Origin of the sequence: Streptomyces sp. NPDC090127, assembly GCF_044746945.1 — a bacterium.
GTDB lineage: Bacteria > Actinomycetota > Actinomycetes > Streptomycetales > Streptomycetaceae > Streptomyces.
This window is the reverse complement of sequence record NZ_JBIVDE010000006.1, coordinates 283,614-297,630: the sequence shown is the minus strand read 5'-3', so window position 1 is coordinate 297,630 and position 14,017 is coordinate 283,614. Positions and strand designations below refer to the sequence as shown.

Here is a 14,017-nt window from a genome sequence, read left to right as displayed (position 1 = left end):
CGCGCTCAGCGCGCCGAGCCGCCCGCGTCGAGTTCGCTCAGCACGGTCTTGGCGGACACGACGCGGGCCGCGCGCTGTGCCGCGTAGTCGAGGGCGAGCCGGTGGTAGGCGGCGGAGAAGTCGGCGACGGCGTCCGCCACCACGAACGTCTCGATGTCGTTGGTGAAGGCCTCCACCGCGGTCATCAACACGCCCACGTGCGCGTACACACCGCAGACGATCAACTGGTCGCGTCCGTGGGACCGCATCCGCTCCAGCAGGTCGGACTTGAAGAAGGCGCTGTACCGCCACTTCGTGAACGTCCAGTCGCCGGGCGCCGGTTCGAGCGGCTCGACCACCTTGCGGTGCTCGGGCGTGGCCTTCATGCCCGGCCCCCAGAAGTCCTTCAGGAGCCCGCGCTGCTCGGGCGTCATGTCGCCCGGCTGCGCGGTGTACGCGACGGGGACACCGAGCTCGGCGCACCGCTCGCGCAGCAGCGCGGCGTTGCCGACCAGGGCCTCGCCGGGTGACTCGGAGCGCGGGAAGGGCCTGAGGAAGAACTCCTGCATGTCGTGCAGGAGCAGGACGGCCCGGCGGGGATCCACGGGCCAGCCGACGGTGTTCTCCGGCAGCTCGCCCTCCGCGGGCATGGGGTACGACTCGATCGGGGGGATACCGGGCATGGGCCGGCCGTTCCTCTCTTCGCTAGACACCGAGCGTGGCACCGCCGTCCACGGTCAGTTCGTGCAGGGTGACGTGGCCCGCGTCGTCGGACAGCAGGAAGGCGACGGCCCGCGCGACGTCCTCGGGCCGGGCGACCTTCCCCAGCGGGATGCCGACCCGGTAGGCCTCCGGGGCGCCCGCGATCGAGGCCTTGGCGGCCGTGTCCGCGGTGTGCATGCCGCGCAGCATCGGGGTGTCGGTGGAGCCGGGCGCGACCACGTTGCAGCGGATGCCGTACTCCGCCACCTCCAGGCCCAGGCACTTGGTGAACGCCGTCGCGGCCGCCTTGGACGCGGCGTACGCCGCCATCTGCGCGCGGGCCGTGCCCGCCGCGTTCGACGCGACCGTGACGATCGCGCCGCGCCGGCGCGCCATCATGCGGTTCACCACGGCCCGGGACACGTGGAACACGCCGCCCGCGTTGACCGCGAAGGTGGTCGTCCAGTCCTCGTCGCTCAGGGCGTGCGCCCCGGCCAGGCGGAGCACGCCGGCCGCGTTCACCAGCTGCTCCACCGGGCCGAGTTCGGCCTCCACGCGGGCGACCACCGCCTCGACGTCCGCGCTCGACGAGACGTCGGCCGGGAAGCCGGTCACGTCCAGGCCCTCGGCGCGCAGGCCGGCCACCGTCTCCGCGAGCCGGTCGGGCACCAGGTCGACGGCGGCGACGGTCGCGCCGCGCCCGGCGAGCAGCCGGACGACGGCCTCGCCGATGCCGCCGGCCGCGCCCGTCACCAGGGCGACTGTTCCTGCCACGTGGGTCACCTCCGTGTTCACGTCTGTCGGGTCGGTCCGCGCCGCGCGCGGGTTCATCCGCGCCAGGCCGCGACGGCCGCGATGGCCTGCTGCGGGTTGAGGCGCGGGTCGCAGAAGCTCAGGTACTTGTCGCCGAGGCTCCCGAGCCCGTCGGCGTCGGCCACGCACTCGGTGACGCTCTCCGGCGTGGTCTCCAGGTGCAGGCCGGCGGCCACGCCGCCGCCCGCGCCGACCGCGTCCTGGAAGGCCTCGATCTCCTTCACGACGGTCGTCAGGAGCCGGGTCTTGAGCCCGCCGGGACCGTTGACGGTGTTGCCGTGCATCGGGTCCGACAGCCACAGCACCGGGTGACCGGCGCGGTCGACGGCCTCGACGAGCGCCGGCAGCTTCGTCGCCGCGTTCTCGGCGCCCATCCGGGCGATCAGGGTGAGCCGGCCGGGACGGCGCTGGGCGTCCAGCCGGTCGCACAGGGCGAGCAGGTCGTCGGGGGTCATCGACGGGCCGACCTTGACCGAGACCGGGTTGGAGACCGCGGCGAGCAGGGCGATGTGGGCACCGTCCAGCTGCCGGGTGCGCTCGCCGACCCACGGCCAGTGCGTCGAGGTGAGCAGCAGCGACCCGTCGGGCTCGCGGCGCAGCATGGGCAGCTCGTAGTCGAGCAGCAGGGTCTCGTGGCTGGTCCACACCGGGACGTCGAGTTCCGGCCGGACGCCCGTGCCGCGCCAGCCCAGGTAGTGCATGGTGTCGCTGGCGGCCCGGTAGCCGGTGAGCAGGTGGGCCGGGTCGGCCCGGCGCTGCTCGGGGTCGGGTTCGGGGCGGTTGACCATGTGGCCCCGGTAGACGGGAAGTTCGGACCCGGAGACGGTCTCGGTGGGCTTCGAACGCGGCTTGGCGTACTGGCCGGCGATCCGGCCGACCCGCAGCACGGGACGGCCGGAGGCGAGCTTCATCGTCCCGGCCAGGACGTCGAGGAGCGCGGTCTTGCGGTGGACGTCCCCGGGGTTGGCCTCGGCCGGGTCCTCGGCGCAGTCACCGGTCTGGATCACCTGGACGTGGCCGGCGGCGGCCTCCGCCAGGAGGGAGCGGAGCCGGCGCACGGCCTCCGCGTCCACGAGGGCGGGCATCCGGCCGAGGTCCGTGCGGACCTCGGTCAGACGCGGGTGGCCTTCCCAGTCGGGCTGCTGGAGTGCGGGTAGGGAGCGGAGGTGGGACAGGATGTCGGTCATCGGTTTCCCTCGGCGGGCGTGCCGGATGGACTCCGGCTGATGGCGGGGGTGGGGGCGGGCGGATGGCACGGACGCGTGCGCGTCGACGTGATGTCCCGCCCGGCGTCTTCCGACCTGCGGCGGCGGCTCGGCTGGCAGCATCGGCATGCCGGAGCGTCGACGAGTGTGAGGGGCGCGGGCCTCTGTAAGGCGCGCCCATTCGTACGGAATCCACTATCACCAGGGCCCCCACCGGGCCGCAACGATGGCCCGCCGAGTCCGTCAGGTGGCGCGGATACGGGATGAGCCGGCGCTCTCCACGGGCTGCTCGTGCAGACTCGTGTGGTCGTGGAAGACCGTCAGGCGGGCGAGCGCGACCCTGCTGGAGATGCCCAACTTGATGAAGATGTGGCGCAGATGGCTGTCCACCGTGTGCGGTGAGACGACCAGGTGGGTGGCCACGGCGCGATTGGTCAGCCCCTCGGACACCAGGCGGGCCACCCGCAGTTCGGCCGGGGTGAGGCTCGCCCAGCCGAGGACCTGTCCGGACGGATGTTTCCGGTACGAAGCGTTGGCTGTATTCACGCGGCAGACCCTGGCGGCACGCCCAGACGGTCGCAACGGGGCCCGGTCCACTCTGTCATGTCGTCCGTCAGGTTCCAGGAGCCCGGCGGGCGGCCGCCGCTAGAGCGCGGAGAGTGCGCTTTCGACGACGCTGAGCAGGGCGTTCCGGTCCTTCTGGACCCGGGCGAGAACGCGCAATCCGTAGTACGTGCTGAGAACTTGGCGGGCGAGCGTCCCGGTGTCCCGGTCGGCCGGGATCTCCCCGGAACGCTGTCCCCGCGCGATGGTGGCGGCGAGCGCCTCCTCCACGGTGGAGAAGTGCCGCAGGACCTCCTCGCGGACCGCGTCGTCCGAGTCGGCCTTCTCGACCGAGGCGTTGATCGCGAAGCATCCGGAGGCCTCCGGATCCGACAGATCGCCGTCGATCGCGTGGACCATCAGGTCCCGGAGCCGGTCCTTGGCCGGCCCCGGCTGGTCGAGGAGGGCGGTCTGCTCGGCGGTGTGCGTCTCGTAGTAGCGACGCAGGGCCCGCAGATACAGCTCGCGCTTGTCGCCGAAGGCGTTGTACAGGCTCGACTGGCCCATGCCCGTCGAGTCGGCCAGGTCCCTGGTCGAGGTGGCTTCGTAGCCCTGTCGCCAGAACGTGGTCATGGCGGCGGTGAGGGCGTGCGTCTCGTCGAACTTCCTGGGCCTGGCCATACCCGTATTCTAGAGTTTTTGGAGCGATCGCACTGAAATTCGGGGGCGGACGGTACGGATCACGACGTCACCGCGATCGCCTCGATCTCGATCAGCCAGTCCGGGTCGGCGAGGGAGGAGACCTCGACGAAGGACTCGGCGAACGAGTGCGGGGCGAAGTGCTCGGCCCTGACCCGCGCGAACGTCTCCTGGTGCCGGGCGATGTCGGTGACGAACACGGTCGCCTTCACGACCTGGTCGAGGCCGGAGCCGGCGTTCTTCAGGACGAGGGCGAGCTGGGCCAGGGCCTGTCGCGCCTGGGCCTCGAAGTCGCCCGCGCCGACCGTGGCGCCGTGCTCGTCGATCGGGGCCTGACCCGAGGTGAAGACGAGGTTCCCCACGCGCATGCCCAGCGCGATGCCGGCGGGCGCGTACCAGTCGGGATCCGCGGTGACGCGGACGCGCCGGGGCGCGCCCGAGGCGTCGGTGGGGACGGCGGTCGCGTCGGTGGCGTCGGTCATGGGGGGTCCTCCTCGGGTGAGGAAAGCGGATGAACGGGACGAACGGCGAGGGCGAGTCTAGGGAGTGTCAGTCGCCGAGCGCTTCGTGGACGGCGAGCACCAGCTCGTCGATCGAACGCTGTCCGCTCTCCGTGCCGAACGAGTCGAAGATGTGGAAGGCCCCGGCCCACTGGTGGAGCGTGACCGGCACGCCCGCCTCCAGGAGCCGCTGCCCGTAGCGCAGGCCCTCGTCGCGCAGCGGGTCGTACTCCGCGGTGACGATGTGGGTCGCCGGCAGCCCGCTCAGGTCGTCGGCGCGGTTGGGCGCCGCGTAGGGCGAGGTCTCCCGCTGCTCGTGGCCCTCGCCGAGGTAGTGGCGCCACATCGAGACGGACTGCGGCGTCGACCACACGGGGGTGTCGTGGAAGGCACGCGCGGACGGGGTGTCCATCCGGTCGTCGGTCACGGGGAACGTCAGCACCTGGAGGGCGAGTCCGGGGCCCTGCCGGTCGCGCGCCATCAGCGCGACGGACGCGGAGAGCGCGCCGCCCGCGCTGCAGCCCGCGACGCCCAGGCGCGCCGGGTCGACCCCGAGCTCCTCGGTGTGCGCCGCGAACCACTCCAGGGCGGCGTAGCAGTCCTCCGCGCCCGCCGGGAAGGGGTTCTCGGGCGCCAGCCGGTACTCGACGCTGACCACGACGACGTTCGCCCGGGAGGAGAACCAGACGCACTGGTTGTGCTCGGTCTCCAGGCTGCCCATCACGAAGCCGCCGCCGTGGATCCACAGCAGACCGCCGTGCGGGCCTTCGGTACGAGGGGTGTAGATGCGGACGGCGACGTCGGGGGCGCCCGCCGGCCCGGGTATGAGCCGCTCGGTGACGGTGATGGCGCTGGTGTCGGCTGGCTCCCACTGGGCTTCGAGGTCCTTGAGGGTGCGGCGGGCGACACTCGGCTCGGCGACGTCGAGGTACGGAATGTCGTCGACGAGCGGGGCCAGATCGGGGCGGAGCCGCATGCGGGTGGGCGCGGGCGTGGCGGATCGGTGGGTGGCGTCACTCATGCGGTCATCGTCCCGTGCGGGGGTGGTCGCGCGCCGCCGACGCCCGTCGCACGTTGGCGCCCGGGGACCACCGATTGGTGCGCCGACCTGACGGAGTGTCGCCGCCCCACGGGTGAGGGCCGGGGCCCCCGAACTAGCCTGCGCGGATGTACGGACTGACGTCGAGCCCCGCGCACCCGCCCTCAGAGGCGGAGAGCGCGCCGGCTCTCCTCGCCCGTCTCGACGCCCTCTTCGGGAGCGTCGCGGACGCCGACGAACTGGTCCGCGCCGCCGCGCGGGTGGCGGACTGTACCGCCGGGATGGCGCACCACGGCCGGGTGCTGCGGCGATGTCCGGCCGGCGGCCTGCCGGAGGCGGCCGGGGAGGTGACGCCGTCGACACGGAGGCTGGTCACCGTCGACGGGCACGCGGTGGGGGAGGTGTGGGTCGAGCGCCCGGGGGAGCCCCTGCCCTTCGACACCCTGCTCACGGAACGCCTGGCCCTCGCGGCCGCCGCGCTGGTGGCGCGGGGCGGGGGAGTGGCCACGGCGGGCGCGGACACGGGCGGGACCGGGCGCGGCCCGCGCCTCGCCCGACGCACCGGCGGCCCGGCCTCGGGGCGGGGCGTGCTCCCACCGCCGGAGGGACCGACCACCGCCGAGGAGTTCTCCGCCGGGGAACCGGAGGGAGACCGGCACCGGCTCGCGGCCTCGGACCCGTACGCGGCCTCGGGCGGGCACTTCCCCTCGGACGGGCGCTCCTCCTCGGACCCGTACGCGGCGGCGCCGGACCGCCTCGCGGCCTCGGGCGGGCGCTCGCCCTCGGATCCGTACGCGGTGGCGTCGGACGGCCTCGCGCCGCCGGACCCGGTCCCCTCCTCCGGGCAGCAGCGGGTCTGGTGGCCCGCCGGGCTCGGGGACCCGGCGCTGGTGCAGGCGGTCCTGTCCCCGTCGATGCCCGAGACGCAGCGCTCCCGCGCGCTGCACCTGCTCGGTCTTCCGCCCGCCGGTCCGATGCGGGCGGCGGCCGTCGTCGTCGCCGAACCGGGCTCCCTCCAGGGGGCGTTGCGGGTGTGCGCGGCGGAGCTGTACGGGCCGCCGTCCACGCGTACGGGCGGTACGGCGCCGTACGCCGCCCTGTGGCCCCGGGTCGGCGCGCTCCTCCTTCCGGGGCCCGGCACGAGCGGTGCGCGACCCGGGCGGGGCGCCGTCCCCGCGCGCGGGCCCCTCGCGGTGGGCCGGGGCGTCGCCGTCGGCCTCGGCCCCGCGGTCGCGCCGGAGCGGCTGGCGGAGTCCTGGGCCCAGGCCCGCCGCGCGGTCCGGTTCGCGGGCCTGGGGCCCACCTGGCCCCGGCTCGTGGACGCCGCCGAACTGGGCGCGCAGGTCCTCCTCGCGGACATCCCCGAGGACGCGGCGCTCGCCCATCCGGACGTGGCCGCGGTCGCCCGCCTGGAGGCCGAGCCGGACGGGCCGCAGATGCTGGCGACCCTGGAGGCCGTCTGCCGTACCCGCTCGCTCCGCGAGGCGGCCAAACTCCTCTCCCTGCACCACAGTTCGGTCGCCCACCGGGTCGCCCGCGCCGAGCGGGCCCTCGCGATGTCGCTGAGCGACCCCTCGGAGCGGCAGCGGGCCCACACGGCGGTACTCCTGTGGCGGCTGAACGCTCCCGACAACTGGCGGAACTGAGCCGCGGATTCGGCGCGGGCACGCCGTGCCTTGTTTTGGAGCGGGTGCTCCAAAATGTGCTAGCGTCGCCCTCGTGACCGGCCGTCCCGCTCGCGGCCGGAGCCCAACACCGCACCACACCCCTGCATTTGGAGGCACTCCATGCCCCTCGCCGTCTACATCCTCGGCTTGGGAATCTTCACCCAAGGCACATCGGAGTTCATGCTCTCCGGGCTGCTCCCCAACCTGGCCGACGACCTGGGTGTCTCCATCCCCGACGCCGGACTGCTGATCTCCGCCTTCGCCATCGGCATGGTCGTCGGCGCGCCGCTGCTCGCCGTCGCCACCCTGAAGTGGCCCCGCCGCACCGCCCTGGTCGCGCTCCAGGCCGTCTTCATCGCCGCGCACATCGTCGGCGCCCTGGCCCCCGGGTACGGCGTCCTGTTCGCCACCCGGGTCGTCAGCGCCCTCGCCTACGCCGGCTTCTGGGGCGTCGCCGTCGCCACCGCCGTCGCGCTCGTCCCCGCCAACGCCAAGGGCAAGGCCGTCGCGGTGGTCGCCAGCGGACTGACCCTCGCCACCATCGTGGGCGTGCCCGCCGGCACGGTGCTGAGTCAGTTCGCCGGCTGGCGCGCCGCGTTCTGGGGCGTGGCCGTGCTCACCCTCGTCAGCCTCGCCTGCTCGCTCCTCGCCATCCCCGGCGGCAAGGGCACCGGCGAGGAGACCCGTACCGTCCGCGCCGAACTGCGCGCCATGGCACGGCCGCAGCTGTGGCTCTCGTACGCCGTGACCGCCTTCTCCTTCGGCGCGGTCATCGTCACCTTCAGCTACCTCGCCTCGCTGCTCACCGATGTGACCGGCCTCGCCGAGGGCTGGGTCCCCGCCCTCCTGGCGCTCTTCGGAGTCGGCGGACTGCTGGGCATGGTGATCGGAGGCAAGACCGCCGAGGCGTACCCGATCCGTACGCTCGCACTCGGCACCGGCGTCCTCGCCGTCGCCTCCGCGCTGCTCGCCGTCCTCGCCGAGAACACGGTCGTCACCGTCGCCCTGATCTTCGTCCTCGGCCTCGCCGGCTACGTCACCAACCCGATCCTTCAGTCCCGGGTGTTCGTCGTGGCGCCCGGCGCGCCGACCCTGGTGGGCGCCACCAACACCTCCGCCTTCAACGTCGGCAACACCCTCGCCCCGGCCCTCGGCGGCATGACCATCAGCGCCGGACTCGGCTTCGAGTCGGTGGCCTGGGTCGGCGCCGCGCTCGCCTCCGCCGGTCTGCTCGGCACCCTGTGGGCGGGCCACCTCCAGTACCGCGGCCGGGCCGCCGCCCCGGCCGGCCCGGTCGCGACCGGCGGAGGCGCCCTGCGCAAGGACGAGGAACTGAGCGGCACCACCCGCGTGTGACCTGACCCCAGGCACCCCCGAACGCCGTGCCCCGGTCCGCTGCCTCCCCCCTGCGGACCGGGGCACGGTACTGCCCGGAGTCTGTTGGCTCAGGCCGTGATGCCGCCGTCGATCACGAGGTCGTGGCCGAGCGCGAAGCCCGACTCGTCCGACGCCAGGTACAGCACCGCAGCCGCGCCCTCCTCCACCGTGCCGATCCGGCCCAGCGGGAACATGGACCGGGCGCGCTCCACCCGCTCCTCCGGCGTCTCGTTCTCCAGCAGGGACATCGGCGTGTCCATCGAGGACGGGCTGAGCGTGTTCACCCGGATGCCGTCGGCCGCGTACTCCCGCGCCGCGCTGCGCCCGAGCGCGGCGATCGCCGCCTTGCTCGCCCCGTAGGCGCCGGCCCCCGGAATCGTCAGGTGCGCGCCGACCACCGAACCCACGTTGACGATGGCGCCCCCGCCCTGCTCCCGCATCTGCCGGATCTCGTACTTCAACGACCGCCAGGTGCCCAGCAGGTTGACCTCCAGGGTGCGGGTGAAGTCCTCCTCCGCAAGGTCGGCGAGGCCGGCCGGGTCGGGCAGGTACCCCGCGTTGTTGACCGCCACGTCCAGACGGCCGTGGCGCTCGACGACCGTCCGTACGAGCGCCTCCACCTCCGCCTCGACGGCGATGTCGGCCGTCACGTGACCGGCCGCGCCGCCGTCCTTCTCGATCAGCCGGACCGTCTCGACCAGGCTCTCGGGGGTACGCCCGGCGACCACCACGGTGGCGCCCTCGCGGCCGAAGGCCACGGCGGTGGCGCGGCCGATCCCGGACCCGCCCCCGGTGACGAGCACCACCTTGTCGGTGAAGCGACCAGTCATGTCTCTCATCCCATCGTCGGTACTACGCACAAGCCGTGCACGCTCGCGCACGTACGCGCGGCGCGCACGCACCACGATGGCCACAACCGGCGCGCGGGCCATCACGTATTCACGGGAGTGACCTGCGAAAACCACGTGAACACGGGATGCCCGCGGCGCGAGCCGCCGTGTGGAGTGGAGCGAGCACGCGCACACCCGCAGAGAAGGGAAGGCCGTTGAGCTTCGAGGAATCCGAGGGCATCGTCTACATCCCGCCGAAGGCTGGACCGGCACGCTGGGTCTTCGGTGACCACTACACGCTCAAGGCGGACAAGGAGAACACGCACGGCTCCCTCGGCCTGATCGAGGCCATGGTGCCGCCGGGCGGAGGGCCGCCGCTGCACATCCACCACGACAGCGACGAGGCGTTCTACCTCATCGAGGGCGAGCTGGAGATCTCCAACGAGAAGCGCGGCGAGATCGTCGGCGCGGGCGCGTTCGTCTTCGTGCCCAAGGGCAAGACCCACGCCTTCAGGAACGTGAGCGACAAGCCCTGCAAGATGCTCATCATCTTCACCCCCGCGGGGTTCGAGCACTTCTTCAGCGAACTCGGGGTGGCCGCCGAGGAGGGCATGCCCGCCCCCGAGGCCGAGCAGTACGCGGCCGACGTCGAGAAGGCCCAGAGCATCGTCGCCAAGTACCACGCGGAGTACGTCTGATGCTCGATCCGACGACCGTGGACGCCTACCTCCGGCGGATCGGCGCGAAGCGGCCCGAACGCCTCGACGGCAAGGCCCTGGCCCATCTGCACGAACGGCACGTGCTCAGCGTCCCGTTCGAGAACGTCGACTTCGCCTTCGGCCGCCCGAGCCTCCCCGTCGGCCTCGGCGAACCCGCCCTGGAGAAGATCATCGACCGGGGGCGCGGCGGCTGCTGCTACGAACTCAACGGCGCCTTCTTCACCCTGCTGCGGTCCCTCGGCTTCGACGTGGAGCCGATGGGCGGCCGGGTCCTGGAGGACGGGGTGTTCGGGCCGCTCCTGGGCCACCTGTGTCTGCGCGTACGGACCGAGGACAGCGCGGTCCCGTGGCTGGCCGACGTCGGCTACGGGCGCGCCTTCCGCTTCCCGCTGCGCCTGCGCGCGGGCGGCCCCCAGCAGGACCCGCAGGGCACCTTCGAGCTCGCCGAGGCCCCCCGGGGCGACCTGGACCTGTACCGCGACGGCGAACTGCAGTACCGCCTCGAACCGCGCACCCGCGAACTGGCGGACTTCGCCCCCACCCTGTGGTGGTTCCGCAGCGCCGACGACTCGCCGTTCCTGGCCCGCCAGGTCTGCTCCATGCCCACGCCCACCGGTCGGGTCACGCTGGCCGGCCGGACCCTGACCCGTACCGAGAACGGCGTCAGGACCCAGGAGGAGCTGACCGACGACGCGGCGGTCCACGCCGCCTACCGCACCTGGTTCGGCATCGAACTCGATGCCCTGCCCGACAGTCAGACCGACGGAGAACTCTGATGCAGCACGAGACCGGCCTCATCGACGTCCACCACCACGCGATCCCGCCGACCTACCGCGCCGCGCTCGGCGACAAGGTCGCCATCCCCGGCGTCGACTACCCCACCTGGAGCCCGGAGGCGTCCCTGGAGGTGATGGACCGGCACTCCATCGCCGCCTCGGTCCTCTCCGTCACCGCGCCCGGTGTCACCTTCGCCGAGGGCGCCGAGAGCCGCCGCCTGGCCCGCGAGGTCAACGAGTACTACGCCACGCTCATCGCCGAACACCCCACGCGCTTCGGCGCGTTCGCGATCCTGCCGCTGCCCGACGTGGCCGCGGCCAAGGACGAGCTGACGTACGCGATCGACGAACTCGGCCTCGACGGCGTCGGTCTGCTCACCAGTTACGGCAACCGCTACCTCGGCGACCCGGAGTTCGAGCCGCTGCTCGCCGAGATCGCCGACCGCGGCTTGCCCGTGCACGTCCACCCCGGCACCCCGCCGGCCAAGGACGTGGCCACCTTCGACCTGCCGCCGTCGCTGTACGACTTCACCTTCGAGACCACGCGGACCGTCGTCGACCTGCTCTTCAGCGGCACTCTGGAGCGGCTGCCGCACCTGAAGCTGATCGTCTCGCACGCGGGCGGCACGCTGCCGTTCCTGGCGCAGCGGCTCACCTACGGGCCGACGATCGGGAAGTACCTGACGGAGCGGGCGCCCAAGGACGTCGTCGGGGCGCTGCGCGGGCTGTACTACGACATCGCGATGTCCGCCAACCGCTTCGCGCTGCCCGCGCTCACCGAACTGGCCGCGCCGGACAAGATCCTGTTCGGCAGCGACTTCCCGTTCATGCCGGCCGCGCACACGACGGAGAACGTCGAGGGGTTCCACACGTACGCGGGCTGGAGCGCGGAGCAGCGCACGGCCATCGGCCGCACCAACGCGCTGCGGCTGTTCCCGCGCCTCGCCGGGCAGTAGCGGGCGGGCCTCGCGCGCGCACAAGCGCACACGCGAGCACACGCACACGCGAGCGCACGCACACGAAGGAGCCGGACGCCTCGGGGGAGGTGTCCGGCTCCTTACGGTGGTGCGGGGGTGGTCAGCAGACCCCGTCGACGCCGCACGCGGCGCCCGTCGGCTCGTCCGCCGCGTCCTGCTGCCGTGCCTGGGCGTCCAGGATCGCCTTGCGCAGCTGGGGCGCCGAGGGCACGCCCTCCATGCGGATGTCGCCGACAAGGAACGTCGGGGCGACCTGCACCCGGTGGGCGGCGGCCTCCCTGAGCGCGTCCTGGTGCCGCTCGGTGTACGTGCCCTTCTCCAGGGCCGTACGGAACTCCTCCCGGTCCAGGTCCAGTTCACCGGCGAGGGTGGTGAGGACGTCGATCTGCCCGAGGTCCAGGTCCTCCTGGAAGAAGGCCCGGAACATCCGCCGCGTGTACGCGTCGCCCTTGCCCCGCTCCTGCGCGTACTGGAAGCCCTCGAACGCGAGCCGGGTGTAGGGCTGCGGGGAGACGGTGGGCAGCGTGATGTCCACGCCCATCCGCCGGGCCATCGGGTAGACGGCCCGCTTCCAGATGTCGGGCAGGTACGGGTCCTCCGGGCGGAGCGTGGGCTGCGGGTGGGCGCGCAGCTCGAACGGCTTCCACTCGATCTCCACGTCCAGGTCCTCGGTGGCCTGCTCCAGCGGCCCCTCGGCCAGCATGCAGAAGGGACACACGTAGTCGGACCAGATCTGGATCTTCACCGGGTCGCTCATCGGACCCCGCCTCTCTGCACGGTCAGGAACTCCTGGAACGGCACCTCGTGACCCTCGACCGGGGCGTGCGTGACGCGGATCGGCCACTCGGTGGGATCGGTCGCGAAGATCGCGTACGAGCTGCCGTAGTCGAATCCGTACGCTCCGGCGGTCTTCCGGTCGGAGGCGAAGACGATGTGCCCTACGCCGAAGTAGCGGGCGACCATGTAGCACATGGCGCAGGGCTCTCCGGAGGCGATCAGGGTGGAGCCGGCGACGGCGAACACCCCGGCCCGCCGGGCCGCCTCGCGCAGCGCGACGACCTCTGCGTGCGCGCTGGCGTCGTGGTCCTCGCGTACCCGGTTGAACCCGGTGCCGAGCACCTGGTCGTCCTGGACGACGATCCCCGAGAAGGGGATGCCGCCCTTGGCCACGTGCTCCCGGCTGATCCGCACGGCTTCGCGCACATGGGGGAGCAGGTCGTCGATGTCGGTCATGGCGTGCGCGCCGATCAGACGGCCGTCAGGCGGAGCAGGACGGCGCCGCCGATGATGGAGGCGAAGGAGAGCAGCCGGGCGAGCGTGATCTTCTCCTTGAAGAGGATCGCGCCGCAGATGACGGTGCCGACGCCGCCGATGCCGGTCCAGATCGTGTATCCGACGGAGACGTCGAGCTCACGCAGGGCCAGGGACAGGGTGTAGATGCCGCCGGCGGCGGCGAGCAGCGTGAGCACGGAGGGCCACAGGCGGGTGAACCCCTTGGTGGCGTTGGTGCCGAGCGCGAAGAGGACTTCGAAGACGATGGCGATGCCGAGGTAGACCCAGGTCATGGTGGTGACTCGTTTCGGGGTGGTGGGGACGGAGCGGGCCGTCGGGGAACGGGTGGCTGTACGGGGCCCTTGCGGGTGGCTGTACGGGGTCTTGCGGTGGCTGTACGAGGCCTAGCGGTGGCTGGACCGGGGGCCTTGCGGCGGCTGGACCGGGGGCCTTGCGGGAGGCTCCGGGGCTGGGTCAGCCGACGGGCTGGGCGGCGGGGGCGCTCGTCGTCTCCGCGGCGGCGGCCTGCTTCTTCGCGGCCACGGTGTCGGAGATACGCAGTCCGAGGGCGCCGCCGATGATCAGGATGAAGGCGAGCACCTTCCAGATGGTCATCGGCTCGTCGTAGATCAGCGTGCCGAAGACGACGGTGCCGACACCACCGATACCGGCCCAGACGGTGTAGCCGACGCCGACGTCCACGGTCTTCAGGGCCATGGAGAGGGTGAAGATGCCGCAGGAGGCGGCGGCGACGGTGAGCAGGGACGGGCCGAGCTTGGTGAACCCGTCGGTGGCCTCGGTCGAGAGCGCGAAGGTGATCTCGAAGAGGGAGGAGAAGAGGAGCCAGGCCCAGCCGACGTTGGCGTTCTGGGGCTGGGGCTCTGCCTGCGGGGAGGGGGACGTCATGGAACTCACTCTC

17 protein-coding genes are annotated in these 14,017 nt (G+C 72.7%); 5 read left to right on the top strand and 12 right to left on the bottom strand.

Annotated elements, in window-relative coordinates; genetic code table 11:
* Positions 1–5 precede the first annotated feature (5 nt).
* The 7 genes from ACIPPS_RS23355 to ACIPPS_RS23325 form a co-directional block, all read right to left on the bottom strand.
* Positions 6–662, bottom strand: a complete 657-nt coding sequence (locus tag ACIPPS_RS23355) for an isochorismatase family protein (protein WP_401435260.1) — start codon at positions 660–662, stop codon at positions 6–8.
* Positions 663–684: 22 nt separating this feature from the next.
* A complete protein-coding gene (locus ACIPPS_RS23350; protein WP_401435258.1) occupies positions 685–1,455 on the bottom strand; it encodes a 2,3-dihydro-2,3-dihydroxybenzoate dehydrogenase in 771 nt (256 codons plus the stop codon).
* A 53-nt stretch (positions 1,456–1,508) separates the two neighbouring features.
* Entirely contained in the window at positions 1,509–2,681 is a 1,173-nt protein-coding gene (locus tag ACIPPS_RS23345; RefSeq protein ID WP_401435256.1) for a 3-deoxy-7-phosphoheptulonate synthase, read from the bottom strand.
* 261 nt (positions 2,682–2,942) lie between these two features.
* Entirely contained in the window at positions 2,943–3,245 is a 303-nt protein-coding gene (locus ACIPPS_RS23340) for a response regulator transcription factor (RefSeq protein ID WP_401435254.1), read from the bottom strand.
* Positions 3,246–3,344: 99 nt separating this feature from the next.
* Positions 3,345–3,923 (bottom strand): TetR/AcrR family transcriptional regulator, encoded by a 579-nt coding sequence (locus ACIPPS_RS23335; protein WP_401435251.1) that lies wholly within the window; start codon positions 3,921–3,923, stop codon positions 3,345–3,347.
* A 59-nt stretch (positions 3,924–3,982) separates the two neighbouring features.
* A complete protein-coding gene (locus ACIPPS_RS23330; RefSeq protein WP_401435248.1) occupies positions 3,983–4,423 on the bottom strand; it encodes a RidA family protein in 441 nt (146 codons plus the stop codon).
* A gap of 67 nt (positions 4,424–4,490) precedes the next feature.
* On the bottom strand, positions 4,491–5,462 hold the full coding sequence (locus ACIPPS_RS23325) for an alpha/beta hydrolase (protein WP_401435245.1): 972 nt from the start codon (positions 5,460–5,462) through the stop codon (positions 4,491–4,493).
* 146 nt (positions 5,463–5,608) lie between these two features.
* Here ACIPPS_RS23325 and ACIPPS_RS23320 point away from each other — a divergent pair, with 146 nt between their 5' ends.
* On the top strand, positions 5,609–7,126 hold the full coding sequence (locus ACIPPS_RS23320) for a helix-turn-helix domain-containing protein (RefSeq protein ID WP_401435242.1): 1,518 nt from the start codon (positions 5,609–5,611) through the stop codon (positions 7,124–7,126).
* A gap of 141 nt (positions 7,127–7,267) precedes the next feature.
* Positions 7,268–8,503: a Cmx/CmrA family chloramphenicol efflux MFS transporter gene (locus tag ACIPPS_RS23315; RefSeq protein ID WP_401435239.1), complete on the top strand. Its 1,236-nt coding sequence runs from the start codon at positions 7,268–7,270 to the stop codon at positions 8,501–8,503.
* A gap of 89 nt (positions 8,504–8,592) precedes the next feature.
* Here ACIPPS_RS23315 and ACIPPS_RS23310 read toward each other — a convergent pair whose 3' ends face one another.
* Positions 8,593–9,354, bottom strand: a complete 762-nt coding sequence (locus ACIPPS_RS23310) for an SDR family NAD(P)-dependent oxidoreductase (protein ID WP_401435815.1) — start codon at positions 9,352–9,354, stop codon at positions 8,593–8,595.
* Between the two features lie 215 nt (positions 9,355–9,569).
* Here ACIPPS_RS23310 and ACIPPS_RS23305 point away from each other — a divergent pair, with 215 nt between their 5' ends.
* The 3 genes from ACIPPS_RS23305 to ACIPPS_RS23295 are packed head-to-tail and all read left to right on the top strand — an operon-like array spanning position 9,570 to position 11,805.
* Positions 9,570–10,052 carry a cupin domain-containing protein gene (locus tag ACIPPS_RS23305; RefSeq protein WP_401435237.1) on the top strand — a complete coding sequence of 161 codons (483 nt, stop codon included), beginning with the start codon at positions 9,570–9,572 and terminating at the stop codon, positions 10,050–10,052.
* A complete protein-coding gene (locus ACIPPS_RS23300) occupies positions 10,052–10,849 on the top strand; it encodes an arylamine N-acetyltransferase (protein ID WP_401435235.1) in 798 nt (265 codons plus the stop codon). Before ACIPPS_RS23305 ends, ACIPPS_RS23300 begins: the two co-directional genes overlap by 1 nt.
* Positions 10,849–11,805 (top strand): amidohydrolase family protein, encoded by a 957-nt coding sequence (locus ACIPPS_RS23295; protein WP_401435232.1) that lies wholly within the window; start codon positions 10,849–10,851, stop codon positions 11,803–11,805. Before ACIPPS_RS23300 ends, ACIPPS_RS23295 begins: the two co-directional genes overlap by 1 nt.
* Positions 11,806–11,926: 121 nt before the next feature.
* On the opposite strand, the gene ACIPPS_RS23290 is transcribed toward ACIPPS_RS23295, so the two are convergent.
* The 4 genes from ACIPPS_RS23290 to ACIPPS_RS23275 form a co-directional block, all read right to left on the bottom strand.
* The gene (locus ACIPPS_RS23290; protein WP_401435230.1) at positions 11,927–12,583 is read right to left on the bottom strand and encodes a DsbA family protein; all 657 of its coding nucleotides are present in this window, start codon (positions 12,581–12,583) and stop codon (positions 11,927–11,929) included.
* A complete protein-coding gene (locus ACIPPS_RS23285; protein WP_401435228.1) occupies positions 12,580–13,059 on the bottom strand; it encodes a nucleoside deaminase in 480 nt (159 codons plus the stop codon). Before ACIPPS_RS23285 ends, ACIPPS_RS23290 begins: the two co-directional genes overlap by 4 nt.
* Before the next feature lie 14 nt (positions 13,060–13,073).
* Positions 13,074–13,391, bottom strand: coding sequence for a DMT family transporter (locus ACIPPS_RS23280; RefSeq protein ID WP_401435225.1), 318 nt, complete (start codon positions 13,389–13,391; stop codon positions 13,074–13,076).
* A 181-nt stretch (positions 13,392–13,572) separates the two neighbouring features.
* Positions 13,573–14,004 (bottom strand): DMT family transporter, encoded by a 432-nt coding sequence (locus tag ACIPPS_RS23275; RefSeq protein ID WP_401435222.1) that lies wholly within the window; start codon positions 14,002–14,004, stop codon positions 13,573–13,575.
* Between the last annotated feature and the right edge of the window lie 13 nt (positions 14,005–14,017).